General features: G+C 70.8%; 22 protein-coding genes and 1 tRNA gene. 10 read left to right on the top strand and 13 right to left on the bottom strand.

The window, feature by feature from the left end; genetic code table 11:
* Positions 1 to 24: 24 nt before the first annotated feature.
* Together AB0E24_RS29150 and AB0E24_RS29145 are read right to left on the bottom strand one after the other, a co-directional pair.
* Complete coding sequence (locus tag AB0E24_RS29150; RefSeq protein WP_206332524.1) at positions 25 to 630, bottom strand: response regulator transcription factor; 606 nt, start codon at positions 628 to 630, stop codon at positions 25 to 27.
* Positions 631 to 857: 227 nt separating this feature from the next.
* The gene (locus tag AB0E24_RS29145) at positions 858 to 2,126 is read right to left on the bottom strand and encodes a M6 family metalloprotease domain-containing protein (RefSeq protein ID WP_102934769.1); all 1,269 of its coding nucleotides are present in this window, start codon (positions 2,124 to 2,126) and stop codon (positions 858 to 860) included.
* Positions 2,127 to 2,738: 612 nt separating this feature from the next.
* Here AB0E24_RS29145 and AB0E24_RS29140 point away from each other — a divergent pair.
* Positions 2,739 to 4,385 carry a putative bifunctional diguanylate cyclase/phosphodiesterase gene (locus AB0E24_RS29140; RefSeq protein WP_093706699.1) on the top strand — a complete coding sequence of 549 codons (1,647 nt, stop codon included), beginning with the start codon at positions 2,739 to 2,741 and terminating at the stop codon, positions 4,383 to 4,385.
* Here the strand turns inward: AB0E24_RS29140 and AB0E24_RS29135 are convergent, their stop codons facing one another.
* The 6 genes from AB0E24_RS29135 to AB0E24_RS29110 all read right to left on the bottom strand — a co-directional run bounded on the left by AB0E24_RS29135 (position 4,386) and on the right by AB0E24_RS29110 (position 12,382).
* Complete coding sequence (locus tag AB0E24_RS29135) at positions 4,386 to 5,513, bottom strand: LLM class flavin-dependent oxidoreductase (protein WP_173963285.1); 1,128 nt, start codon at positions 5,511 to 5,513, stop codon at positions 4,386 to 4,388.
* Positions 5,514 to 5,734: 221 nt separating this feature from the next.
* On the bottom strand, positions 5,735 to 7,609 hold the full coding sequence (locus AB0E24_RS29130) for a phospholipase C (RefSeq protein ID WP_079257774.1): 1,875 nt from the start codon (positions 7,607 to 7,609) through the stop codon (positions 5,735 to 5,737).
* A gap of 156 nt (positions 7,610 to 7,765) precedes the next feature.
* Positions 7,766 to 8,986 (bottom strand): iron uptake transporter deferrochelatase/peroxidase subunit, encoded by a 1,221-nt coding sequence (gene efeB / locus AB0E24_RS29125; protein WP_206332527.1) that lies wholly within the window; start codon positions 8,984 to 8,986, stop codon positions 7,766 to 7,768.
* Positions 8,983 to 10,230: an EfeM/EfeO family lipoprotein gene (locus tag AB0E24_RS29120; RefSeq protein ID WP_359381396.1), complete on the bottom strand. Its 1,248-nt coding sequence runs from the start codon at positions 10,228 to 10,230 to the stop codon at positions 8,983 to 8,985. The genes efeB and AB0E24_RS29120 overlap by 4 nt, the downstream gene beginning before the upstream one ends.
* A 141-nt stretch (positions 10,231 to 10,371) precedes the next feature.
* The gene (locus tag AB0E24_RS29115; protein WP_069863885.1) at positions 10,372 to 11,127 is read right to left on the bottom strand and encodes a maleate cis-trans isomerase family protein; all 756 of its coding nucleotides are present in this window, start codon (positions 11,125 to 11,127) and stop codon (positions 10,372 to 10,374) included.
* A gap of 268 nt (positions 11,128 to 11,395) precedes the next feature.
* Positions 11,396 to 12,382, bottom strand: coding sequence for a maleate cis-trans isomerase family protein (locus tag AB0E24_RS29110; protein ID WP_069864183.1), 987 nt, complete (start codon positions 12,380 to 12,382; stop codon positions 11,396 to 11,398).
* A 207-nt stretch (positions 12,383 to 12,589) separates the two neighbouring features.
* On the opposite strand from AB0E24_RS29110, the gene AB0E24_RS29105 reads away from it, so the two are divergent.
* Positions 12,590 to 13,537: a D-2-hydroxyacid dehydrogenase gene (locus tag AB0E24_RS29105; RefSeq protein ID WP_174881940.1), complete on the top strand. Its 948-nt coding sequence runs from the start codon at positions 12,590 to 12,592 to the stop codon at positions 13,535 to 13,537.
* Between the two features lie 37 nt (positions 13,538 to 13,574).
* Positions 13,575 to 14,993, top strand: a complete 1,419-nt coding sequence (locus AB0E24_RS29100) for an amidase (protein ID WP_102934774.1) — start codon at positions 13,575 to 13,577, stop codon at positions 14,991 to 14,993.
* Between the two features lie 196 nt (positions 14,994 to 15,189).
* Here AB0E24_RS29100 and AB0E24_RS29095 read toward each other — a convergent pair whose 3' ends face one another.
* On the bottom strand, positions 15,190 to 15,699 hold the full coding sequence (locus AB0E24_RS29095) for a DUF3830 family protein (protein WP_069863879.1): 510 nt from the start codon (positions 15,697 to 15,699) through the stop codon (positions 15,190 to 15,192).
* A gap of 120 nt (positions 15,700 to 15,819) precedes the next feature.
* Here AB0E24_RS29095 and ehuB point away from each other — a divergent pair, with 120 nt between their 5' ends.
* The 6 genes from ehuB (at position 15,820) to AB0E24_RS29065 (ending at position 20,030) form a co-directional block, all read left to right on the top strand.
* The gene (ehuB, locus tag AB0E24_RS29090) at positions 15,820 to 16,743 is read left to right on the top strand and encodes an ectoine/hydroxyectoine ABC transporter substrate-binding protein EhuB (protein WP_079152970.1); all 924 of its coding nucleotides are present in this window, start codon (positions 15,820 to 15,822) and stop codon (positions 16,741 to 16,743) included.
* The gene (gene ehuC, locus AB0E24_RS29085) at positions 16,740 to 17,492 is read left to right on the top strand and encodes an ectoine/hydroxyectoine ABC transporter permease subunit EhuC (protein WP_069863875.1); all 753 of its coding nucleotides are present in this window, start codon (positions 16,740 to 16,742) and stop codon (positions 17,490 to 17,492) included. The genes ehuB and ehuC overlap by 4 nt, the downstream gene beginning before the upstream one ends.
* Positions 17,489 to 18,139, top strand: coding sequence for an ectoine/hydroxyectoine ABC transporter permease subunit EhuD (gene ehuD / locus AB0E24_RS29080; RefSeq protein ID WP_069863873.1), 651 nt, complete (start codon positions 17,489 to 17,491; stop codon positions 18,137 to 18,139). The genes ehuC and ehuD overlap by 4 nt, the downstream gene beginning before the upstream one ends.
* A gap of 22 nt (positions 18,140 to 18,161) precedes the next feature.
* Positions 18,162 to 18,932: an ectoine/hydroxyectoine ABC transporter ATP-binding protein EhuA gene (gene ehuA, locus AB0E24_RS29075; RefSeq protein ID WP_069863871.1), complete on the top strand. Its 771-nt coding sequence runs from the start codon at positions 18,162 to 18,164 to the stop codon at positions 18,930 to 18,932.
* Positions 18,933 to 19,133: 201 nt separating this feature from the next.
* Positions 19,134 to 19,895: an IclR family transcriptional regulator domain-containing protein gene (locus tag AB0E24_RS29070; protein ID WP_079257779.1), complete on the top strand. Its 762-nt coding sequence runs from the start codon at positions 19,134 to 19,136 to the stop codon at positions 19,893 to 19,895.
* A 61-nt stretch (positions 19,896 to 19,956) separates the two neighbouring features.
* Positions 19,957 to 20,030: transfer RNA gene (locus AB0E24_RS29065), tRNA-Lys, on the top strand.
* Positions 20,031 to 20,076: 46 nt separating this feature from the next.
* Here AB0E24_RS29065 and AB0E24_RS29060 read toward each other — a convergent pair.
* From AB0E24_RS29060 to AB0E24_RS29050, 3 genes are all read right to left on the bottom strand, one after another.
* Complete coding sequence (locus tag AB0E24_RS29060; RefSeq protein ID WP_359381387.1) at positions 20,077 to 20,295, bottom strand: DUF2277 domain-containing protein; 219 nt, start codon at positions 20,293 to 20,295, stop codon at positions 20,077 to 20,079.
* 75 nt (positions 20,296 to 20,370) lie between these two features.
* Positions 20,371 to 21,225, bottom strand: a complete 855-nt coding sequence (locus tag AB0E24_RS29055; RefSeq protein ID WP_069863865.1) for an alpha/beta fold hydrolase — start codon at positions 21,223 to 21,225, stop codon at positions 20,371 to 20,373.
* 23 nt (positions 21,226 to 21,248) lie between these two features.
* Positions 21,249 to 22,067, bottom strand: a complete 819-nt coding sequence (locus AB0E24_RS29050) for a 4'-phosphopantetheinyl transferase family protein (protein WP_359381382.1) — start codon at positions 22,065 to 22,067, stop codon at positions 21,249 to 21,251.
* 265 nt (positions 22,068 to 22,332) lie between these two features.
* Between AB0E24_RS29050 and AB0E24_RS29045 the strand changes: the two genes are divergently transcribed.
* Positions 22,333 to 23,244, top strand: a complete 912-nt coding sequence (locus AB0E24_RS29045) for an alpha/beta hydrolase (RefSeq protein WP_079257783.1) — start codon at positions 22,333 to 22,335, stop codon at positions 23,242 to 23,244.
* Positions 23,245 to 23,358: 114 nt separating this feature from the next.
* Here the strand turns inward: AB0E24_RS29045 and AB0E24_RS29040 are convergent.
* Positions 23,359 to 24,069 (bottom strand): biotin/lipoyl-containing protein (locus tag AB0E24_RS29040; protein ID WP_359381378.1); only part of this gene is annotated, 711 nt, incomplete at its 5' end.

Raw genomic sequence — 24,069 nt, 5'->3', positions numbered from 1 at the left:
CCGCGCGGCAAGGCCCGGTCGCCGCTACAGCCAGCCCGCCTCTCGGGCGATCCGGATGGCGTCGACGCGGTTGCGGGCGTCCAGCTTGGTCACGGCGGACGTCAGGTAGTTGCGCACCGTGCCCACCGACAGAAACAGCTTGGCCGCGATCTGCCCGGAGTCCTCCCCCTTCGCGGCGAACCGCAGAACCTCCAGCTCACGTGGGGTCAGCGGCTGCGGACCGTCGTCCAGGGCGGCCAGCGCGAGCTGTGGATCGATCACCCGCTCGCCCTTGGCGACGGCGCGGATGGCCTCGCTCAGCTTCTCCGGACTGCTGTCCTTCAGCAGGAAGCCGGAGACATGGGCGGCCAGCGCCCGGCGCAGATTCCCGGGGCGGCCGAGGCTGGTGAGCATCATGGTGCGGCATTCGGGGACGGCGGTGCTCAACTCGGCCGCGGCGGTGAGCCCGTCCATACCCGGCAGATCGATGTCCAGCACCGCGACATCCGGGCGGAGCTCACGGGCGCGCGGCAGGATGTCGGCCCCGTCGGGGAATTCGGCCACCACCTCGATGTCCGGTTCGAATTCCAGCAGGGCGACCAGGGCCTTGCGCAACATATGCATGTCTTCCGCGATCAGCACCCTGACCATGCCGCCCCCTGCTCCACCCGCCCGGCTTCCCCCGCATGACGATTATTCCCCCGCTCTCCCGGACCTTCCATCGATTCGCGGGCAAATCCGCCCGTCGAACGCATATCCCGTAGCACGAGCGCGATCGCGCGCCCCCTTGTCATGCCGCACCACCCCGGCAGGCAGCGGTGCGGGAAGGCGGCCAGGTCCCGGCCGGGACGGGCGCCTTCGGCCGGCGGGCCGCCGCGTCATCCGGGCGCCTGGCGGTTGACCCGTACGGTCCAGCCTCCGTCGGCGGCGCGGCCGGCCACCGTGATCCGTACGTCGTCCTCCTTGACCGACAGGGTGTCGCCGACGCCGAGCGGGGCGTCGGCGAGTTCGGGATAGACCGACTCGTTCCAGCAGGCGGAGGTGGTGGGGTGGCCGTCCAGCACCTGGACGGGGCCGTCGCCGGACGCCTTGTCGTTGTGGACGCGGTAGACCAGCACGCCCTCGGTACAGGTGCCCGCGTCGTTGCCGCGGCCGCCGCGCGCCTCGATGGCCAGCGCGGTGGTGGGCCCGGTGCGGACCACGACCAGCCGGGTGCGGAGGTCGGCGCCGGGCCCGCCGCGCGCCATGGGGGCGCTGAGGGGCTGGAGGGTGTATCTGCGCGGACCCGTGAGGCGGTCGCAGGCCACCTGGCGCGCGCCGAGCCAGCCCAGCTTCCACTTGTGCCAGCCGAACGGATCGGGTGCCATCCCGAACTGGCTTCCCATTAGGTCCCAGTCGCCGACGTAGGTATCCCATTCGGCGTTACCGTCGGTGTCCTTCGGCCGGTGGTAGAGGTCGGGAAGGTCGAAGACATGCCCGGTCTCATGGGCCAGCACATTGCGGTCCGGCGGATGGTGCTCGAAAACGGTGACCAGACGACGCAGATCGACACCATCGGCGCGCAGCGGCTTTTCGAAGTTGACCACTTTCGTCGCATCGGCGTCCACACCGGGGGCATCGGGGTCGGCGACCAGATAGACGAGGTCGTAGCGGCCGAAGTCGAGGTGCGGATCGGCGGACGCGATGGCGTCGCGCAGATAGGCGGCCCGCCGCTGGGCGTTCCAGTCGCGCTGTATGGCGTACGCGGTGGACCGCTGGGGCATGGCGATCCAGCGCCGCAGCGGATGTACGCGCAGCGCGAATTTCCCGTAGGAGGCCCTTTTGAAGAAGTCGGGGGTCGCGGGGATATGGTCGGCGGCCAGCCGGGCGGGGGTCACCCTGGGCCTGGCGTCGGGAAAGGACAGGAAGACCATCGCCGCGTCCAGTCGGCGTACCGGGCGCGGATAGCGGGAGTTCCAGGTGTCCAGGCCCTCGGAGTGGTGGGCGTCGGTGCGTTCCAGGTCACAGGGTCCGCCGGGGCCGGCGGCGACGGCGGGCCCCGCCACCACGGTGGTCGCGATGAGCGCGCTCAGCGAGGTCAGCAGGGCCTGGGTCCGACGCAGCCGAGGCCGCTGGTGCACTCCCTCGGGTACCTGAGGACGCACCATGTCGACCTCCCGGGCGTAGTCGGAACACCCACTCCACCCTGAGGTGAATTGGCGGGGTACGCCCTGTTGAGTTGGGCTGGTCGAGTGAAGAGGCCGCTATCCGGGTACGTAACAGACGGTCACATTCGGTCAGAGCGGCTGTTTGCACGCGCAGAGTCGAACAGATACGACCAAACACATTGTCAAGGCGGCGGTGAGCGCGATGACGTCGATGGAACGCCCGAAGTACGAGCCCCTATGATCGGCACATCTTCAGCGGGGAATCCCCCTTCAGGCAGGCAATTACGGTCTGCCCGGCACCCGGTGTGAGACATGCGCAAGATGTGTACGAACAACTTGGAAACAACAAACGCCACGCGGGAGCGAGCGGTGAGCGGAACCCCCGACGGGCAGGGCCGCGCCCCGGGCGCGACGCTGCCCGCGATCACAGAGCGTGATGCCATCCCGAGCGTCCTCCCTGTCGCGGAGGACCCCGGCGCACCACGTCCGGCCCCAAGCGCGCCGTCGGTCCCGGGCGCGCCCCCGAGCCCGGTCACGCCCCCGGGCGCCGGGCACACCCCGGGCCCGGCGCCCGGCGACTACCGCGCCGCCTTCAACGCGGCGCGCCTGGCCATGGCGGTCGTCGACCGCGAGGGGAGGGTGCTCGACGCCAACCCCGCGCTCGGCGCCCTGCTCGGCACCGATCCGGGCCTGTTGACCACCCGCAGCGCGGCCGACCTGGCCGATCTGCACGAGGATCCGCGCACCTGGCGGGAGTACCGGGAGGTCCTGGGCGGCCGCCTCGCGCGGCTGCGCCGCACCCGGCGGCTGCTGCGCGCCGACGGCCATGCCCTGTGGGCCGAGATCACCGTCGAGCCGGCGCCGGACAGTTGCAGCCTGCTGCTGTCCATGGCCGACATCAGCGATCAGCGGGATCTCCAGGGGCGGCTGCGCCATCTCCAGATGCACGACCCGGTGACCAGGCTGCCCAACCGCAGCCTGTTCTTCGAGCGGATGACCTCGGCGCTGGAGGCGGCCACCTACGACCACGAGGGCACCGGCCGGATCGGGCTCTGCTATCTCGACCTGGACGGCTTCAAGGCGGTCAACGACACCCTCGGCCACCGGGTCGGCGACCGGCTGCTCGGCGCGGTCGCCCAGCGGCTCATCGACTGCGCGGCGCCCGGCGGCCATCTGGTGGCGCGGCTCGGCGGGGACGAGTTCGCCCTGCTGGTCCGCAACTCCACCGGCACCGAGCAGCTGTGCGACCTCGCCCGGTCGGTGCTGGCCGCCCTTCAGGAGCCGTTCGACGTGGGCGGGCAGCGGCTGTCGGTGTCGGCGAGCATCGGCGTGGTGGAGCGGCCCGCGGCCGGCACCCACACCACCTGGCTGATGCAGGCCGCGGACACCACGCTGTACTGGGCCAAGGAAGACGGCAAGGCGCGCTGGACCCTCTTCGACCCAGAGCGCAACGCCCATCGGATGACCCGGCAGGCGCTGTCCAGCACCCTGCGCCCGGCGGTCGAGCGGGAGGAGTTCGTGCTCGACTACCAGCCGCTGGTGGGGCTTGGCGACGGGGTCGTACGGGGGGTGGAGGCGCTGGTGCGCTGGGACCATCCGCAGTTCGGACGGCTGTCGCCGAACCGGTTCATCCCCCTGGCCGAGGAGAACGGCGCGATCGTGCCGCTGGGCCGGTGGGTGCTGCGCACCGCCTGCCGCCAGGCCCGTGCCTGGCAGCTGGCCAATCCGACGCATCCGCTGGTGGTCAGCGTCAATGTGGCGGTCCGCCAGGTGTGGGACTCCGATCTGGTGGCCGATGTCGGCGCGATCCTGGCGGAGACCCGGCTGCCGCCGCATCTGCTTCAGCTGGAGCTCACCGAGTCGGCGGTGATGGGCTCGACGGGGCGTCCGCTCCAGGCGCTCCAGCAGCTCAGCGACATGGGGGTGGCCATCGCGATCGACGACTTCGGGACCGGCTACTCCAACCTCGCCTATCTCAGCCGGCTGCCGGTCTCCACGCTCAAGCTGGACGGCTCGTTCGTCCAGGGGTTCCGGGCGGAGGAGCATCCGAATCCGGCCGACCAGACCATCGTCGAGGCGCTGGTGCAGCTCGCGCACCGGCTGGGCCTCACGGTGACGGCCGAATGCGTGGAGAGCGCCGAGCAGGCGGAGCGGCTGAGGCGGATCGGCTGCGACACGGGGCAGGGGTGGTTCTACTCCCGTCCGGTGCCGCCGGACCGCATCCAGGCGATGATCACCACCTGCCCGGCGTCGGGGTAGCTACGCCTCCGTCTGCGCCGTCGGCAGATCGTAGGCATCGGCGATCAGCTCGTACGAGCGCAGACGGGCCTCGCGGCCGTGGGCATTGGCGGTGATCTTGATTTCGTCCACTCCGGTGCGCTTGATCAGCCCGTCGAGTCCCTCACGGACCTGGTCCGGGGTGCCGTACTCGACATTGGCGAGCCAGCTGTTGATGAAGTCGCGCTCGATCTCGTTGGACTCGTACCCCTCGGCCTCCTCGGGCGTCGGCACCAGGCCGGGGCGTCCGGTGCGCAGCCGGATCATGGCCAGGGCGCCGGTGAGCACCTGGCGGTGGGCCTCCTTCTCGTCCTCGGCGGCGAAGGCCGAGACGCCGATCGAGGCGTACGGCTGGTCCAGCACGGCGGACGGCCGGAAGGTCTCGCGGTAGAGGTCGAGCGCGGGCACGGTATTGGCCGCGGAGAAGTGGTGCGCGAAGGAGAACGGCAGCCCGAGCATCCCGGCAAGCCGGGCGCTGAAGCCGCTCGAGCCCAGCAGCCAGATCGAGGGCCGGCCGACGGACTGGACCCCGCCGGGCACGGTGCCCTGCACCGGCCCCGGCACCGCGTGGATACGGGCGTAGCGGTGGCCGTCGGGGAAGGAGTCGTCGAGGAAGCGGGTCAGCTCGGCGAGCTGCTGGGGGAAGTCGTCGGCGCCCTCGCGCAGCCGTTCGGTGCGGCGCAGGGCGGCGGCCGTGGCCCCGTCGGTGCCGGGCGCGCGGCCGAGGCCGAGGTCCACCCGGCCGGGGGCGAACGCCTCCAGGGTGCCGAACTGCTCGGCGATGACCAACGGGGCGTGGTTGGGGAGCATCACCCCGCCGGAGCCCAGCCGGATCCGCTCGGTGTGCGCCGCGAGATGGGCGAGGATCACCGCCGGGGAGGAGCTGGCGACCCCGGGCATGGAGTGGTGCTCGGCGACCCAGAAGCGGTGGAAGCCCCGGCGCTCGGCGAGCCGGGCCAGCTCGGTGGTGGTGCGCAGCGCCTCGGCGGCCGTCACGCCACTGCCGACGGTCGCGAGGTCCAGCACCGACAGGGGCACCGGTGCGCTGCCGAGGGGCCGGGCCCGGATGGGGTCGCGCTGGTCGTCTCGCCGGTCCTGCTCATCGGCCACGGTGGCCCGCCTCCCTGGTCGCGCTGCGGTGCGCGTACGCCTGTGCGTCTGCTCGTACGTCTTCGGCTCTACGCCTCTACGTCTACCGGGCACATTCAACCGGAGAAAGGCTCCGCTTTATTCCCCGGGCCCCCGGCGGACGGCCGGGCCCGCCGCCACCTGGGGAGGAAGTGCGGCGGCGGACCCGACGGCGGTGTGCCGTCTCTCGCGGCGGACCGGGGCTAGCCCACGGTCCGCGCGGTGCGGCGGCGGTGGAGGGCCAGCGCCGTACCGGCGCCGCCGAGCACCAGCACACCCGCCGTGATGCCGATGGGCAGGGCGGCGGAGGTGCCCTGGTCGTCGGCGAGACGCCGGGTGGTCAGGGCGTCGGCCGCCGCGGCGTTGACGATCGGGGCGTGGGCGGCCAGGGCGGAGGTCGTGTAGTGACCGGCCTTGTGGACCGACGCGACCGAGCCGTCGGACTTCAGCAGCACCTGGGTGTTGTTGGGGTGACGGAAGTCGAACAGCCCGGAGAGGGAGTTCGCCCGGCTGTCGAAGGAGGCGTCACCGATCCGGCCGGTGTGCCAGTTGTCCTCGATGAAGCGGGTGATCGACGTCTGCTCGGTCCGGGTGTGGTCGACCTTGTTGGACTTGCTGAAGGGGGAGATCACCAGCAGCGGCTGCCGGGGGCCGGGGCCGCAGCGGTCCTGGTAGCCGCCCGCGGGCTTGGGGCCGGACTGGCAGGCGGGGCTGTCGGTGGCCTTGCCGCCCGAGCCCGCGGTCTTGTCCGTCGACCCGTTGAGGGGCTTGGCGTAGGCGTGGTCGTACCAGCCGTCGCTGTCGTCGTACGCGACGACGATCGCGGTGTCCTTCCACTGCGGGGACTTCTGGATCGCGTTGATCTGCTCGACCAGGAAGTGCTGCTCGTCGACCGGGTCGGAGTAGGCGGCGTGGCCGTCCTGGTACTCGGCGGCCTTCAGGAAGCTGACGGCCGGCAGATGGCCGGTCTTGAGCGCCGCGCCGAAGTCGGTGAGGTCGTAGTTGTGGTTGGCCCGGCCGCTCCGGCCGATCTCCTGGACGTTCTTCGGCGGGAGGTGATGCGGGTTGGCCGTGGACTTGTAGTACTGGAACGGGGCGTGGTGCGGGCTGTAGTCCACCGACTCCGCGCCGCCGACGTTCTTGTGGGTGGTGCCTGAGCACTTGGCGTAGTGGTCCTGCCGGCCGTCCCAGGCGGTGCTGGGCCGGAAGCCGCCCTGGAACCAGCCCCAGGTCACGCCCTTGTCGTTGAGCAGATCGCCGAGGTTCCTGCCCTGCATCACGGCCAGGGCGTTGCCGCTGGTGTGGTCCTTGTTGGAGCAGTCGTCGTAGGCCGGGTCCGGGTCGTTGATCATCGTGCCCACACCCTTGGCGTCCGGTGAGGCCACCGTGTACGCGTCCGGCTTGTCGGTCTGGATCGGGTTCTCGGTGGAGGACTTGGGGTCGGTGGAGATCACACCGTGGGTCTGGCCCGAGACCAGCTCCAGGGCTCCGGGGGTGGAGGGGCCGTAGGCCGAGCTGAAGGAGCGGTCGCTCATCGCGTAGTGCTGGGCGTAGTTCCACAGCCCGGTGACGGTGTTGCCGTCGTAGTAGTCCATCACCAGACCGGGCTCGCCGAACAGCCCGGTGCACTTGCTGACCTCGGTGTTCTCCACGAACTTATCGGCCTTGCCGGCGTTGGCCGCGTACTGCTCGGGGCCGTAGGAGTGGTTCTGGTCGCAGGTCATGGCCTGGTCGCTGCGCAGCCGCTTGGGCTTGTAGAGATTGGGGTTCTTCTTCAGCAGCCCGGCGTGCGCCAGGGTGTCGATGTCCTTGGGGGTGCCCTTGGCCGGCGTGAACGTGGTGCCGTCCGTGTTCGCCGCCTTGGGGTAGGTGCCGAAGTAGTGGTCGAACGAGATGTTCTCGTCGAAGATCACCACCACATGCTTCACCGGGGTCGCGGTGCCGCCGCCCTTGGCGGGCGCGGCCCATGCGGGGGCCACCCCGCCCACGGTCGCCAGGGCCGCGGCGCCGGCGAGGGCGCCCCAGCGCATGGCCCGGCCGCGCCGTCGGCCGCCTACGGATCCTGCCGTGCCGCCCATGTCATGCCTCCACATGATTCGCGATTCACGCCTGCGCCTGATCCTGTGCCGCGGGCCGGACTCTCCGATGGAATCCATGGAGGCGGCCGAGTGAATAGAGGGTCAGAAGAATCCAAGGAACTCTTGAGGTGTTCTTGACCGGAAGGTGGGGCGGTGTCAGGCCAGAAGGGCGCGCCCCAGCCAGTCGGAGCGGTCTCTCACCCCGGGGAGGGCGAAGAAATAGCCGCCGCCGAAGGGGGTGATGTAGTCCACCAGGGGCTCGCCCGCCAACCGCTTCTGAACGGCCTCGAACTGACGCACGAGATCCTGCTGATAGCAGCAGAACAGCAGCCCCATGTCCAAGTTGCCATTGCCGTCCATGCCCCGGTCGTAGTTGTAGGGGCGGCGGAGTATGCGCTGGTCCTCGGTGCGGGCGGTGCGCGGATTGGCCATCCGTATATGGCTGTCCAGCGGAATGATGTCGCCCTTGGGGTCCTGTGCGTAGCGCGGGGTGTCGAACTCATGCTGACCGTCCAGCGGGGCGCCCGAGTCGCGGCTGCGGCCGAACATGCGCTCCTGCTCGCTGATCGACACCCGGTCCCAGAACTCCACCAGCATCCGGATCAGCCGGATCGCCTGATAGCTGCCGCCGGTCGCCCAGGCCGGCTCCCCTGAGTGGGCGCCCACCCACACCAGACGGTCCATCGCACGGGCGTCGCCGGTGTCCGGATTGGCGGTGCCGTCCTTGAACCCCATGTGGTTGCGCGGGGTGCCGGACGGACGCGGCGGGCTGACGAAGCCGTCGATACGCCAGCGGATCTGGAGCGCGCCCCGGGTGTGCCGGGCGATGTCGCGCAGCGCGTGCAGCACCGTGTCGGGGCTGTCGGCGCACAGCTGAAGACTCAGATCGCCATGGCACCAGTCGGGGTCGAGATCGTCGTCGGGGAAGGATTCCATCGTGCTCAGCCGCCGGGGCTTGCGATCCCGCAATCCGTAGCGCCCGTCGAAGAGCGAGGCGCCCACGCCGACGGTCGCGGTCAGCCGGCCGGCGGCCACCTGGGGGCCGAGGGTGCCGGAGTCGGCGGGCGGCGCGGTGATCCCGACCGGGTCGGGGGTGCCTCCGGTGGTGAGGAAACGGCACCGCTCGGTGAGCGTGCGGAAGGCGTCGGTCAGCTCCTCGCGCCCCTCGGCCATGGCGTCGAACGCGATGAAGGCGGCGGCCCGCTGGGGCGGGGTGAGAATGCCGGACTGATGGGTGCCATGGAAGGCGACACGGGTGGGCTTCTTCTCCGGTCCTTCCTCCTTCGCGGACGCCGTGCCCGCGGCAGCGCCCGCCACCGCGCCGACCGTGCCCGCGGCAGCGCCCAGCAGAAAGCCCCTGCGCAGCACCTCGCTCACCGGGTCCTCCGCACATCCATCAGCGCCGCCACCCGCGACAGCCGCTCCACCAGCGCGCCCGCGTCCGCGTTGAGCCGCTGGCGCCCGGTGCGGCTCAGCCGGTCCAGCGGGGTCCAGTGGTCCCCGTGGTGCGAGCGCTCCAGGGTCCGCTGGGTGCGGTCCAGGTCGCTCTTGAGCTCGGGCAGCCAGGGGGCGCGGGGCTTCAGCAGCGGCTCCAGCCGGCGCAGCACGGCCCGGGTGCCGTCGAGGTTGGCCCGTGCGGTGGCCAGGTTGGTGCCGCTGCCGTAGTCGGTGCGGCCGGTCAGCTCGAACTGCACGGTGTTCTCCATGATCTCGTGCGCCCGCAGGCCCAGGTCGGCCGGGTCCATCCGCGCCTGCGACCAGTCCTCCCTCAGCTTTCGGACATCCTTGACGAGCTGGTCGGCGACCGGGCGCAGAGCGCTCGCGGACTGACCGTGCCACAGGCCGTACTCCAGGCGGTGGAAGCCGGTGAAGTCCGGGTCGTGGACCCCGCCGGACAGCCCCGCCGTGGTGCCGTTGATCGCCCCGTCGGCGTCGCCGAAGGCACCATAGGCGGCGCCCATCCGCTCGTACACCAGATGGGCGGGCAGCCAGGCCGCACGGGCCGTGGCCGGCTCACCGCAGTGGATGGCCGAGCGCAGCGCGTCCGTACGCCGCACCAGCTCGTCCATCCGGCCCGCCACCCACTTCTGGTAGGCGATGGTGGGCGGGATCAGATCCTGCTGGCTGACCGGGACCGCGGCCGGTCCACCGCCGCGCGCCGGTCCGGGCACACGGACGGTGGGCCCGGTGACCGCGTCCGCGTCCTCGGGCAGGCAGACAAAGGCGTAGGAGCCCCCGCCGAGCGTGACGCCCATCGGTCTGCTGGTGCCGGGGCCCAGGCCCTCCACCTCTCCGTAGACGGCGCCGTTCGCCGGATCGGTGAGATAGACCTCGGCCGGTCTGCTGGAGGTGTTCCGCAGATCGAAGACCTGCTTGCCACGGGTGGCATCGGTCCAGCCATGGCCACAGCCGCCCTCGGACACCTCGACGGAGGTGTGCCGGAGCCCGTCCGGGGCCTTCGCGGGCGCGCTCGCGCTCGCGGAGGGGTTCGCACGGGGGCCGTCCGAGGACCCTCCGCCGACCGCCAGCACGCCGATCCCGACGGCCGTGGCCACCGTCACCGCACCGGCGACCAGCAGATGACGTGCCGGCGGGACCGGGGAGAGATGATGGCGACGCACGGCTGCATGCTAGGCGCAGTCCGATAAGCGGAATGCCCCGATGGCGAAAGAGCGACATGGAATTCCGCCCGGATTCAGCTCCCTGTCATCGGCTCCTCGGCCATCTCGATACGCCCCCGCCGGCGGCCGCACCGCCTTCCGCTATCCGCCGCTCCGGGCGAAGAGCGTGCCCAGCCGGTCATGGACCGGATCCCGGCCCAGCAGCCGCAGCCCCTCCCAGACCGTGACCTGGTTGGCCGTGAGCACCGGCTTGCCCAGCTCCGCCTCCAGATCCGGAATCCAGGCGGCGGTGTGCAGGGCGGTGTCGGGCAGAAGCACCGCCTGGGCCTCGGGGTGGTCCCCGGCGCGGCCCAGCTCCAGCACCTCCTCCCGCCCCCAGGTGCCGACCTCCGCGGCCGTGATGATCCCGCTGCCGCGCATCGAGACCACCTCGGCTCCGGCCGCCTTCAAAAATGCCCTGAAGTAGTCGGCGACATCCTCCGGATAGGTGGCGGCGATGGCCACCCGCTCGGCGCCGAGCTCCTGCACCGCGTGGGCGAAGGCGAAGGAGGTGCTGGAGGCGGGCATCCCGGCCGTCTGGCTCAGCTCGCGCACCTGCTCCTTGGCGCCCTCCCAGCCGAAGACGAAGCTGGCGCTGGTGCACGCCCAGACCACGGCCTGGGCACCGCGCTCGGCGAGCTCGGCGACCCCGGCCGCGAGACGGGCCGCCGACCCCATCTCCAGCAGGGCGTCCACCCGGTGGGCGTCCTCGCCGATGTCGGTGTGGACGAGCGGAAGCCGGATGTCGCCGCTGTCGCCGCCGAGCATGCCTTCCAGGCGCGGATATTCGTCCTCGGCGGAGTATCCGGGGTAAAGAAAGCCCACCGTGTCCGGGGCCGGGCGCGTCGAGTCCACCATGACTGCCTCCTTCACTGGCGGCCCCCGCGAGCGCCGCCCCCTGCACTGCTGTCACTTCTCCCTACACCGCGGACGCCCGGCGGGTTCCCATCCGCCGCACAGCGCCCCTCGGTCAGGTGATGGGCCTGCCCGCCCCGCCCGGGCGGGCCTCCGGCCACGCCGGGACGCCCGCCCCCGCTCACACCGGGACGAGCCTCCCCTCACACCGGGACGCCCGCCCCCTCGCATCGGGACGGGCCTCCCCTCGCGCGGCTGACGGGCCTCCCCGTCACCCCATTGCCGGGCCTCCGGAATCGTCCAGGTAGGGGCCCTCGCCGAGGCCGGCTCCGAAGCCCGGGTCGAGTCCGTCGACCGGATCGCCGTCCGACCCGGGCGACGCCGCCCCGGCCAGCGCCGCCTCCGGCTCGTCCACCACCGACTCGACCGACTCCACGGCCTCGATCACCGACTCGACGACCGGGTCCGTCATCGGGAGCGGGCCGCGCAGCGGCGAGACCGACATCCCCGCGGGACCGGACCGGGCGACCGGGTCGAGCAGCGCCTGGTACGGCCCGACGGCCTGTGCGCCGATCGCCCGCAGCGCCGCCCACATCGTGACCTGGTTGGCGGACAGCACGGGCATCCGCAGCTCCGCCTCCAGTTGCGGGATCACGTCGTAGGTCGGCAGATTGGTGCAGCTGATGAAGAGCGCGTCGGTCGCCCCGACCACCGCCTGCCGGGCCATGTCGACCACATCGCGGTACGGCACCTTCCAGATGTGCCGGGTCAGTCCGAGGTACGCCCGTCCGGTGACGGTCATCCCGCCCTCGGCGAGGTACTCCTCCAGCGAGTCGGTGACGGACCGGGTGTACGGGGTCACCACCGCGATCCGCCGGGCGCCGATCTCTCTCAGCGCCTCCAGCAGGGCGCCCGAGGTGGTCAGCGACGGGATCTCACCCGCCTGGGTCATGGCGGCGCACATCGCGCGCTCACCGGCCACACCGCCGACGAAGCTGCCCGAGGTGCATGCGTACGCCACCACTTCCGGTGCCACGGCGGCCAGCGCCCGCACCGCGTCGTGCAAGGTCTCGTGCTCGCTCACGAGCCGGGCCAGGTCGAGGCTCACCTCGACGGGTACGAACGGGGTACGGGTGAGGTGCAGGGAGACCTCGTCCGGTACCCAGCGCCACAGTTCACGATCGAGTGCGAAGTCGAACGGTGCCACCACTCCCACGCCGCGCTGCGGCTGTGGGCCACCTAGAAAAGAGACGTCCAAAGCGAGCCCCAATACGGAACGGAGGGACTGGACCATTGGCCAGAGGTTTCGATGGAGAGAGACCGGCCTGATGCCGGGACGCCGGGACAGATGCCGTTGTTGACGACGGTAGTTTCCGCTGCCTAGCGTGGTCAATCCTCAAACTGAGGCGCCTGCCCCCTCCTTCTCCAGGCAAACCCACCCACGTTTCGAAACGGTTTCCCGCCTATGTCCGAAAGCACAGTTGTCGTCTTCGGCGACCAGCCACCCGTCCACCTGGACCGGGTGGCCGAGCGGGCCAAGGTGCTCGTCTGTGACGAGAAATCGCTCCCCCAGGCGCTCCCTGTCGCGGATGTGCTCCTGGTCTGGGACTTCACCTCCGACGCGGTCCGCGACGCCTGGCCCGGCGAGGGCCCCCGGCCGGCGTGGGTCCATACCGCGAGCGCCGGCGTGGACCGGCTGCTCTGCCCCGAACTCATCGCGTCCGACACGGTTTTGACCAATGCCCGGGGGGTCTTCGAACAGCCGATCGCGGAGTATGTGGCCGGCCTGGTGATCGCCATGGCCAAGGACTTCCACGGCACCTGGGAGCTACAGCGGCAGCGCCGCTGGCAGCACCGGGAGACGATGCGGCTGGCCGGGACGCGGGCCGTGGTCGTGGGCGCGGGCCCCATCGGCCGGGCGATCGGCTCCACCCTGGCCGCGCTCGGCGTGGTGGTCGACCTGGTGGGCCGCTCCGCGCGGCAGGGCGTGCGCGGCGGTGACGAGCTCCCCGGGCTGCTGCCGTCGGCCGACTGGGTGGTGTGCGCGGCACCGCTCACCGAAGCCAACCGCGGCATGTTCGACCGGTCCGTCTTCGACCGGATGAAGTCCAGCGCCCGGTTCATCAACATCGGCCGCGGCCCCCTGGTCGTCGAGAAGGACCTTACGGCGGCCCTGATGGCCCGCCGGATCGGCGGCGCTGCCCTGGATGTCTTCGAACACGAGCCGCTGGCCTCGGACGATGCCCTGTGGGACGTGCCGGGGCTGTTCGTCTCGCCCCATATGAGCGGCGACACGGTGGGATGGCGCGACCATCTGGCCGAGCAGTTCCAGGACAACTTCGAGCGCTGGTGCGCGGGCGAACCACTGCTCAACATCGTCGACAAACGCCTCGGGTACGTACCGGTGGACTGATCGCACGACCTGTCGCACGACCTGAACGGAGAGCCGGATGACCGATACGCACGACCTGACAGCCGTTCAACTCCTGGAGCGCTACGCCTCCGGCGAGCTCTCCCCCGTCGAGGCGACCCGTGCCGTCCTCCACCGGATCGAGCAGATACAGCCGGAGGTGAACGCCTTCACAAGGGTGGACGCCGAGGGCGCGCTGCGCCAGGCGGAGGAGTCCGCCGAGCGGTGGCGGCGTGGGGCCCCCGCGGGCCTGCTGGACGGCGTACCGGTGTCGGTGAAGGACATCCTCCTGCTGCGCGGCGCCCCCACCCTGCGCGGTTCGCGGACCGTGCGGCCCGATGCCCAGGCATGGGACGAGGACGCGCCCTCGGTGGCGCGGCTGCGCGAGCACGGCGCGGTGTTCGTGGGGAAGACCACGACCCCCGAGTTCGGCTGGAAGGGCGTCACCGACAGCCCGGTATACGGGGTCACCGGCAATCCGTACGACCCTCAGCGGACCGCGGGCGGCTCCAGCGGCGGCAGCGCGGCCGCGGTCGCGCTGGGCGCGGGTCCGCTGAGTCTGGGGACGGACGGCGGGGGTTCGGTCCGTATCCCGGCCGCCTTCTGCGGCATCTTCGCGTTGAAACCCACCTATGGGAGGGTTCCGCTCTACCCGGCGAGCGCGTTCGGCACCCTGGCCCATGTGGGGCCGATGACCCGGGACGCGGCCGACGCGGCGCTGATGATGGATGTGATCTCCGGTCCGGACTGGCGTGACTGGTCCCAGCTGGCGCCGCCCCCCGAGGGCGGCTTCCGGGAGGCGCTCACCCCCGGCGGGGGCGGGGTGGACGGGCTGCGGGTGGCCTACAGCCCCGCGCTCGGCGGCGCGGCCGCGGTCGACCCGGAGGTGGCCGCGGCGGTGCGGCGGGCGGTGGATGTGCTGGCGGAGCTGGGCGCGGTGGTCGAGGAGATCGACCCGGGGTTCGAGGACCCGGTCGAGGCGTTCCACACGCTGTGGTTCAGCGGCGCGGCCCGGGTGGTGCAGCCGCTGGGGCAGGAGGACCGGGAGCTGCTGGACCCGGGGCTGCGCGAGATCTGCGCCCAGGGGGCCTCGTACAGCGCGCTGGACTATCTGGCGGCCGTGGATGTGCGGATGGCTCTCGGCCACGCCATGGGACGGTTCCACTCCGCGTACGACCTGCTGGTCACCCCGACGCTCCCGATCACCGCGTTCGAGGCCGGGGTCGAGGTGCCCAAGGGGTCGGAGCACACCCGCTGGACGGGCTGGACGCCGTTCACCTACCCCTTCAACCTGACCCAGCAGCCCGCGGCGTCGGTGCCGTGCGGCCTCAGCGGCGCGGGCCTGCCGATCGGTGTGCAGCTGGTGGGCGCGCGCCACGCGGACGCGCTCGTGCTGCGGGCGTCGCACGCGCTGTTCGAGGCGGGGCTGGCGGACGGGGTGCGCCCGGGGGCGGCCTGAGCGCCCGGGGTGCGCCCGGGGGCGGCCGAGCCATACGTCCGCCCCCGGCGGCCTTGAGGCCCACTGGCCGTAAAGCCCACTGCCCGGCCCGGGACGGCTCCGCCCCGGGCCCGGCTCATGCCCAAGCCGCGCCCGGCGGAAGCCAAGGGCCACACCGGGCGGCAACCGAGGTCCCCGCCCGGCGAAAACCGAGGATCTACGCCCGCCGGAAGCTCAGGGTCTCCCCCAGCGCCCCGGCACGCCACAGGTCCTGGCAGGCGTCGGCCATGCGGTCGAGGCCGTCGACGACCGCGCCCCAGACGATCCCGGGCACCCACCCCGCGTCGCCGTTGATCAACAGGTTGTTCCGCTCGTAGAAGAGCGCCAGGTCGACGACCTGCCGCCGCCCCTGGTGCTTGGCCTCGGTCTCGTATCCGTACGACTTGGTCCCGAGCTGGGTGTCGGTGAAGGTGAAGTAGCACAGATCCCCGGGGATCGGGGTGATCGTCGGGTTCTCCAGGGGCGGCTCCTCCGGTGCGAAGGGGGGCACCAGCGCGTAGATCTCATTGCGCGCGTACTTCGCGTGATACACATCACCTCCCAGCGGCAGCGCGTTCCACACCGCCTCACAGGTGATCGGCGCGAGCTCGTCAAGGAGCTTGGCCGTACAGCTCACCCCGCGCTTCTCGAGCGAGACCACGATGAACCGGTCGGCTCGGTCAACCATCGACTTTCCTCCAGGTCGCTTAGGAACCAGTCCTGCCCCAGGGACCTACCCACGCATCGGCTGTATCAAGGGCCGGAAACAGACTGCATACATCTGTTGGAGTCGGGTAGCCGCGCGCCCATGGCTCCACCACGTGGGAAAGACACCGATAGCAGAGAAATAGCAAAAATAGGACCCAGCCGCCGCTCCCTTCTCGCCGGCGGCGCGGCCCTGGGTCTGCTGGGCGCGGTCGGCTGTAGCCGGGTGTCCGCCTCCGGCACCGAGGACGGGGGCAATCTGCTGGAGCGACTGCGGTCGCAAGGCACGGTCCGACTGGGAATAGCGGGGGAGATCCCATTCGGCTACATCGACAAGAACGGCGAGTTCACCGGCGAGGCACCGGAGATCGCGAAGGTCATCTTCAAACGGCTGGGAGTGCCCAAGGTCCAGCCCGTGCCGACCGAATTCGGCTCGCTCATCCCGGGCCTGCGGTCGCAGCAGTTCGACGTGGTCTCGGCGGGGATGTACATCAACCCCGAGCGCTGCGCCCAGGTGATCTTCTCCGACCCCGACTACCGCATGCGTGACGCGTTCATCGTGCGTAAGGGGAACCCCAAAAACCTGCACAATTACGAAGACATCTTTAAGAAGAAGGCCAAAATGGCCACCGGCACCGCCTACGCCGAGATCGGCTACGCGGAGGACGCCGGGATCAAGCAGAGCGACATGCTGATCCTCCCCGACCAGTTGGCCGGGCTGCTCGCCGTGGAGCAGGGCCGGGCCGATGTCTTCGCGGGCACGACCGTGACCGTCCACAACGTGGTGAAGCAGCGGAACAGCCAGCGGGCCGAGGCCACCGAGCCGTTCCAGGCGTACGTCGACGGCAAACCGGACATCGGCGCCGGCGGCTTCGCCTTCCGGCCGGAGGAGACCAAGCTCCGGGACGCCTTCAACGTGGAGCTGCACAAGATGAAGAAGAGCGGCGAGCTGCTGCGCATCGTGCGGCCCTTCGGCTTCACCGAGGAAGAGATGACCGATCTGACCGCCAAGGAGCTGTGCTCATGACGGCCGGGCTGTGGGAAAACTGGCTTCTTCCGGGCGTCTGGATCACCATCCAGCTGACCCTGTACAGCGCGATCTTCGCGGCCGTCGTGGCATTCGGCATCGGGATCGCCCGCACCTCGCGGCTGTGGATCGTCCGCTTTCTGACGGGCTTCTATGTCGAGGTCTTCCGCGGCACCTCTGCCCTGGTGCTGATGTTCTGGCTGTTCTTCGTGATGCCGCTGGCCTTCCAGTTCCAGCTGGTGCCGATGTGGGCGGCGGTACTGGCCCTGGGCCTCACCTACGGGGCGTACGGCTCGGAGATCGTGCGTGGCGCGATCGCCGCGGTGGCCCCGGCACAGCGCGAGGCGGCCATCGCGCTCAGCTTCACCCCCGCACAGCGGATGCGCCGGGTGATCCTGCCGCAGGCGATCCCGGAGATGATCCCGCCCTTCAACAACCTGCTGATCGAGCTGTTGAAGGCGACCGCTCTGGTCTCCGCGGTGAGCGTCGCCGACATCACCTTCGCCGCCCAGCTGTCGCGGCTGGCCACCGGTGACAGCCTGGAGATCTACGCGATCATCCTGGTCCTCTACTTCGTGCTGGCCTTCGTGCTCACCCGGCTGATGCGGCTGCTGGAGCGGCGCGCCAAGGCGGGCATCGGCCAGGCCCCGGTGGACTCCGGCAAGCGCTCGCTGATCACCCGGAAGCTGTCCTCGCGCCAGGAGGCCGAGCAGTCGTCCAACATCATCACGGCGGGAGGTGCCCAGTGAACTGGAACTGGGATGTGGCGAAGGACTTCCTCCCCGAACTGGGCCGCGGACTGCTGATCACGCTGGAGGCGACCGCGCTGGGCTCGGTCCTGGCGTTCGCGCTCGGCCTGGTGTGGGCGATGGCCTTCCGCTCGCCGACCCGCTTCGTCCGCTGGCCGGTGGCGGCCGTTGTGGAGTTCATCCGCAACACCCCGCTGCTGGTACAGCTGTTCTTCTTCTACTACGTGCTGCCGACCTGGGACATCAAGTTCTCGGCGCTCACCACCGGGGTGATCGCGCTCGGCCTGCACTACTCGACGTACACCGCCGAGGTCTACCGGGCCGGTATCGACGGTGTGCCCAAGGGCCAGTGGGAGGCGGCGACCGCGCTCAGCCTCTCCCGCGGCCGTACCTGGACCGCGGTGATCCTGCCGCAGGCCATCCGCCGGGTGGTGCCCGCCCTGGGCAACTACGTGATCGCGATGCTGAAGGACTCCCCGATGCTCGCGCTGATCGGCGTCGTCGACCTGCTCCAGAAGGCGCGCGCGGAAGGCGCGTCGTCCTTCCAGTACATCGAGCCCTACACGATGGTCGGCATCGCCTTCATCGTCATCGCCTATCCGGCTTCCCTTCTCATGCGAGCCCTGGAGCGTCGTCTTGGCCACTGAAACCGACCACACGAACCCTGCCGTGGACGGCAGTGAACTGATCCGCTTCGACCAGGTGACCAAGCGCTTCGGCAGCAATACGGTCCTGGACAACCTCGACTTCTCGGTCTCCTCCGGCAAGCACGTCACCCTGATCGGTCCCTCGGGCTCGGGCAAGACCACGATCCTGCGGCTGCTGATGACGCTGATCAAGCCGGACGAGGGCACGATCAAGGTCGACGGCGACTACCTCACCCATGAGGACAGAGGCGGCACACTGGTCCCGGCGGGCGAGAAGCACACCCGTGAGGTGCGCAAGAAGATCGGAATGGTCTTCCAGCAGTTCAACCTCTTCCCCAATATGCGGGTGCTGCGGAACATCACCGAGGCCCCGGTGCATGTGCTGGGCCTCGGCAAGGACGAGGCCGAGACCCGCGCCCGGGAGCTGCTCGACCTGGTCGGGCTCGGCGACAAGTGCGACGCCTATCCGACGCAGCTGTCCGGCGGGCAGCAGCAGCGGGTGGCGATAGCCCGCGCGCTGGCGATGCGGCCGCAGGTGATGCTGCTGGACGAGGTGACCTCGGCGCTGGACCCGGAGCTGGTGGCCGGGGTGCTGGATGTGCTGCGTGACATCGCTCACACAACGGACATCACCATGCTCTGCGTCACCCATGAGATGAACTTCGCCCGGGACATCTCCGACGATGTACTGATGTTCGACGCGGGCCGGGTGATCGAGTCCGGACCGCCGGAGAAGATCTTCACCGAGCCGGAGCACGAGCGGACGAGGGAATTCCTGAGCGCGGTTCTCTAGATCGCCCGGCCCCGGCCGGGCCACGACCGGCACTGCCCCCGCGAGCCGCTTGCGGGGGCATGCCTGTGTCATATGCCACAGAAATACGCCCCTGCTGACCGGGGCTGTGGCGCCCCGGCAATATCCTCAACAGCCGATCCGGATAAGCCCCTTGGCGGTTATCGTGATACAAAGCCACGCCAACCTGCGAGGGGGGAAATCGTGGCGCTCAGGCCCGAGCCGACCGCGCCGTTCCACTCGGTGCAGCACGCCCTCCGGATCCTTGAGGTCGTCGCCAAACACTCGTCCGGCGTCAGCGACATCATGATCGCCCGGGAGACCGGGCTGCCGGCCCACCAGCTCGCGGATCTGCTGCGGATGCTGCGCCGCGAGGGCTATGTGGAGCAGATCGCCGACGGCGCCTATGTCGGCGGCAGCTCCCTGTCCCTGCTGGGCTCCGCGGGTCCCGGCCATGGTCACGCCGTCCAGGACAAGCTCCAGCGGTCGCTCAGCGCCTTGCGCGACTCGGTGGGCGCGGCGGTCTACCTCAGCCGCTATGTGGACGGCGAAGTCAAGATCACGCAGTACGCGGACGGGCCGCGGGCCCCCAAGGTCAACGAGTGGGTGGACTTCCGCTCCGCCGCCCATGCGATGGCGCTCGGCAAATGCCTGCTCACCCAGCTCGACCACGACAGCCGCCGCGATCACATCTCCCGCCACAAGACGGTGCGGCTCACCTCCCGGACCACCACCAGCGAAAAGGCGCTGTTCCGCAAGCTGGACAGCCAGCCCGCCACCGTGCCCGTGCTCGACCTCCAGGAGTACGCGATCGGCACGGTCTGCGCGGCGGTCCCGATCAGCGCGGGCCGCTCGGTGGGCTGTCTGGCCCTCTCCCTCCCCCTGGCCCACGCCCACCGCCTGCGCCAGGCCGCCGACACGCTCAACCGGGAGGCGGCCCCGATGCTGCTCTCCCTGTCGATCTGAGCCCATCCGCGCACGGTCAGAACCACCCCTACGGACCGGGTAGTATTTATTTCGTCAGCAGGCGCCGCTAGCTCAGTTGGTTAGAGCAGCTGACTCTTAATCAGCGGGTCCGGGGTTCGAGTCCCTGGCGGCGCACAACTGATCAAGCGGATGGCCCGGGTGCTCAAAAGCCCCGGGCCATTCAGCGTGCCGCCCCGCCCCGCACCTCGAGCGAGGCCAGCAGCTCCCCCGTGGCGGCGGCGACGGCCTCGACGGCCTTGTCGAACGCCTCCGCGTTATGCGCGGCGGGTTGGCGGAAGCCGGAGATCTTGCGGACGTACTGAAGCGCCGCGGCGCGCGTATCGGCCTCGGTGACCGACTCGGCGTACGGCGGGCGAAGGGTCTTGATGGATCTGCACATACTGACGACGGTACGCCGGGGGTCCGACAGTCCCTATGGCATAGCGGCCAGTCCCGATGCGACGGCGGCCAGTCCCTATGCCGTGGCCGCGCCGTCCAGGACGAAGGCTCGGATCAGGTCGGCCAGCGGCCCCGGCTGGTCCTGGGGGATCAGCGTGTAGCTGTCGGGGATCTCCACCAGGCTGCCCCGGGGCAGCAGCCCCGCCAGGCGCAAACCGTGCTCGGGCGGCATCACACGGTCCTCGGACGCCCAGGCCACCAGGGCGGGGCGGTCGAAGGTGCGCAGCGCCTCGGCCCAGCGCAGCAGCTCGTCCACCGGTGGCACCCCGAGAACGTACTTCCGCAGGTCCCGGCGGATCTCCGGGGAGGTCCACAGCGGCTGGAGCCAGGCGTCCATCACCTCGGGGTCCACCGGGCGCTTGGTCATCCAGCCCCAGGTCATCGGAAGCCGCCTCAGGGGCGCCACCTTCAGCAGCTTGAAGACGGCGTTGAGCCCGCCCGGCAGCTTCGCGGCCATCCGCAGATTCCGGCCGGGCAGCCCGGGCGGGAAGTTCTCGAATGCCTCACAGGAGGTGATCACCAGCCGGCCGATCCGCTGGGCGCGGGCGTCGGCGATCAGCGCCTGCGCCCCGCCCCAGTCGTTCATGGCCAGCGTGACATCCGTAAGGTCGAGCCGGTCCAGGAACTCGGCGACCAGCCGGGCCACCCCGAGCACCGACAGATCCGCGTCGGGCCGCATCGCGCGGCGGTGGCCGCCCAGGGGGAGGGTGGGGACGACACAGCGGATGTCCGGGCTCAGCGCGGCGACCACATCGCGCCACAGGGAGCCGTCCATGGCCACGCCGTGCAGCAGAACCGCGACGGGGCCCTCGCCTCCCGTGTCCTCGTACTCGACGGTGCCCGCCGAGAGATCCACCTCGAGATGCGGCATGGCGCCGACTGTACCCGGGCCGATCAGCCCAGGGACAGACCGGACAGGGTCACCACCGGCCGCGCCGGGCCGCCGGGCGCGGCCTCGTGCCGTACGGCGACCGCGGCGTGGTAATCGGGCGGTGCGTCCAGGTCGGCGAAGGCCCAGCCGCTGGGGCCGGACGGCGCGTCGGCGGGGGCCAGGCCCTCGGCGAGGCCGACATGGTGGGCGCCGATCCCGCCGGGCAGCCCGGTGCCGATGCCCTTGAGGTACGCCTCCTTACGGACCCAGCAGCCCAGGAACGCCTCCTCCCGCAGCTCCTCCGGAAGCGCGTCGACCGCCGCCCGCTCCTCGGGGTGCAGCTGCCCGATCAGCCCCGTCAGCCGGGTCCCCACGCGCCCGGGGTCGCGCTCCTCGACATCGGCGCCGACGGGCGCCCGGGCGACGGCGCACAGGGCGGCGTCCCCGGAGTGGGAGAGCGAGAAGTGCAGCGTGTCCTCGCCCGCCAGGGCCGGGCGGCCGTGCGGTTTGTCGCAGTCCGGCATTCCGCAGGTCTCCCGGGTGAACACGACATCGGCCGGGGCGATGCCGAGATAGCCGCCGAGCAGCGTCCGCAGCCCCACATGGGAGGTCACATAGCGCTCGCGCGCCACCTCGGACCGCAGCCTCGCCGCGCGCTCGCGCTCCCCCTCGTCCAGGGTGCCCTCCGCGACGGCGGCGGCAGCGGCGGCGGACGGCGGGATCCGCAGCAGCCATACGGCCACCTCGCCGGGGCCGGGGCGGTCTCCGGGGGTGGGCAGGGCGCGGGCCGGGGCCCAGCCCCGGGGCTCCCGTGCGGGCTGAACCGGGCTGCTGAAGGACACTGTTCCGCTTCCCCCGTGCTATCGGCCGATGATGCGCTCGCTATGGACGTACTGACGGTACAGCGGCGCGCGCGGCGCCGCGCCGTCGGAACGCGCCGCCACGGCGGGTTCACGTGCCCCCAACCCCCTTGACCCGAGGCGGCGTTGCGGATGACGGACACCCGGTGACTTAGGCCACGTTCACCTCCCCGCCGACGCGGTCACCTTCCGTGCGCACTACGATCGCGCACGTCCGGGCACGATCGGTGATGGGGGTTTGGCGACCATGGCGACGGGATTCCTGGCGAAGGCGGCCTCTGCGGTGACCCTCCCGGTGGCACCGTTGTACGGCGCCTTCCTCTCGTACATGATCTTCCACCCGCCGCGCAGACCGCATCACAAGAAGCCCGCCGACCTGAGCCTGACCAGCACCGATGTCAACGTTCCGCTGAACGGGCAACAGGGTCGCGGGTTGCATGTCTGGCTGATTCCCGGCGACACCGAGCGGGTCGTGGTCCTCGGACACGGCCTGGGGCTGAGCAAGTCCGCGAGCCTGGCGCACGCCCGGATGCTCAACGAGGCGGGCTATACGGTCGCGATGTTCGACCACCGCAACCACGGTAAGAGCGTCGCGGACCGGGCGGGCTGGGGTATGAGCGACCGTCACACCGACGATGTGGTCGCCGTGGTGCGACATATGCGGTCGATGGAGGAGTACGCCGCCGCGCGCATCGCGATCTACGGCTTCTCCATCTCGACCTTCCCCTCCTTCTACATGCTCAAGAGGGAGGACTGCCCGGTCGACGCGCTGGTCTTCGACAGCGGTCCGGCACTGGAACTGGCCCCGCTGTTCCGGAACTTCGTGGCGGCCGGCGGAGTGCCCATCCCCGGCCCGCTGGGCACGGGCCCCTCCCGCCCGGTCGTGGAGTCGGTCGCCTCGTCGGCGGCCGTGGCGATGCTGCGGGTGCAGTGGCCGCCGCCGGTCGGGGGCGCGTACGAGCGCACCCCGATGCTCTTCCTGACCGGTGACCGCGACACCATGATCCCCGCCTCCGGGGTACGGGCGCTGGCCGAGCGCTATCCGCTGGCCGAGGTGCACACCCTGCCGGAGACCGACCATCTGCAAGGGATCAAGAGCCAGCCGAAGACCTACGCGGACACCGTCCTGGCCTTCCTGGAGCGGACGCTGAAGGACTGACCTCGCGGAACCTCTGGGCCCCTCGGGGACCGGTCTCGAAGACCGGCCTCGTCGAGGGCCGTCCTTACGGCGGGCCCCGGCCGGAGCCCGCCGTAAGGACGCCATGGCGGCTGGTCAGTCCTTGAGCTCGCAGATGACCGCGCCCGAGCTGACCGAGGCGCCCACGTTCGCGTTCAGGTTCTTGACGATGCCGCTGCGGTGGGCGTTGAGGGGCTGTTCCATCTTCATGGCCTCCAGGACGACGATGAGGTCGCCTTCGGCGACGGTGTCGCCCTCGTTGACGGCGACCTTGACGATGGTGCCCTGCATGGGGGAGGCGAGGGCGTCGCCGGAGGCGGCGGACCCTGACTTCTTGACCGCCTTGCGCTTCGGCTTCTTGGTCCCCGCGGGCTCCCCAGGCGATACCGCCAGGCCGAGGACCGCCGGCAGGGAGATCTCCAGCCGCTTGCCGCCGACCTCGACCACCACGGTCTCTCGGGCGCCGGACTCCTCGGCCTCGTCCGTCCCGGTGGGGGTGAAGGGGGTGATGGTGTTGTGGAACTCGGTTTCGATCCAGCGGGTGTGGATGGTGAAGGGCTCGCTGGTGAACGCCGGGTCCTCCACCACCGCCTGGTGGAAGGGGATCGCGGTGGCCATGCCCTCGACCTGGAACTCGGCCAGAGCACGCGCGGCGCGCTGGAGGGCCTGGGCGCGGGTGGCGCCGGTGACGATCAGCTTGGCCAGCAGCGAATCCCACGCCGGACCGATCACACTGCCCGACTCCACCCCCGCGTCCAGCCGCACACCGGGCCCGGCGGGCGGCACGAAGGAGGTCACCGTGCCGGG

Source organism: Streptomyces malaysiensis subsp. malaysiensis, assembly GCF_040653035.1.
Lineage (GTDB): Bacteria > Actinomycetota > Actinomycetes > Streptomycetales > Streptomycetaceae > Streptomyces > Streptomyces malaysiensis.
The sequence above is the reverse complement of the archived record's forward strand: the minus strand, read 5'-3'. Positions and strand labels throughout refer to the sequence as shown.

What these genes read in the sequence shown, in the direction of transcription:
- AB0E24_RS29095 (WP_069863879.1), bottom strand. Translation starts at nt 15,699, where the DNA reads ATGGTTGACCGAGCCGACCGGTTCATCGTGGTCTCGCTCGAGAAGCGC.
- AB0E24_RS29150 (WP_206332524.1), bottom strand. Translation starts at nt 630, where the DNA reads ATGGTCAGGGTGCTGATCGCGGAAGACATGCATATGTTGCGCAAGGCC.
- AB0E24_RS29045 (WP_079257783.1), top strand. Translation starts at nt 22,333, where the DNA reads ATGGCGACGGGATTCCTGGCGAAGGCGGCCTCTGCGGTGACCCTCCCG.
- AB0E24_RS29100 (WP_102934774.1), top strand. Translation starts at nt 13,575, where the DNA reads ATGACCGATACGCACGACCTGACAGCCGTTCAACTCCTGGAGCGCTAC.
- ehuB (WP_079152970.1), top strand. Translation starts at nt 15,820, where the DNA reads ATGGCTCCACCACGTGGGAAAGACACCGATAGCAGAGAAATAGCAAAA.
- AB0E24_RS29115 (WP_069863885.1), bottom strand. Translation starts at nt 11,127, where the DNA reads ATGGTGGACTCGACGCGCCCGGCCCCGGACACGGTGGGCTTTCTTTAC.
- AB0E24_RS29055 (WP_069863865.1), bottom strand. Translation starts at nt 21,225, where the DNA reads ATGCCGCATCTCGAGGTGGATCTCTCGGCGGGCACCGTCGAGTACGAG.
- AB0E24_RS29145 (WP_102934769.1), bottom strand. Translation starts at nt 2,126, where the DNA reads ATGGTGCGTCCTCAGGTACCCGAGGGAGTGCACCAGCGGCCTCGGCTG.
- AB0E24_RS29130 (WP_079257774.1), bottom strand. Translation starts at nt 7,609, where the DNA reads ATGGGCGGCACGGCAGGATCCGTAGGCGGCCGACGGCGCGGCCGGGCC.
- AB0E24_RS29140 (WP_093706699.1), top strand. Translation starts at nt 2,739, where the DNA reads ATGGCGGTCGTCGACCGCGAGGGGAGGGTGCTCGACGCCAACCCCGCG.
- AB0E24_RS29060 (WP_359381387.1), bottom strand. Translation starts at nt 20,295, where the DNA reads ATGTGCAGATCCATCAAGACCCTTCGCCCGCCGTACGCCGAGTCGGTC.
- AB0E24_RS29105 (WP_174881940.1), top strand. Translation starts at nt 12,590, where the DNA reads ATGTCCGAAAGCACAGTTGTCGTCTTCGGCGACCAGCCACCCGTCCAC.
- ehuC (WP_069863875.1), top strand. Translation starts at nt 16,740, where the DNA reads ATGACGGCCGGGCTGTGGGAAAACTGGCTTCTTCCGGGCGTCTGGATC.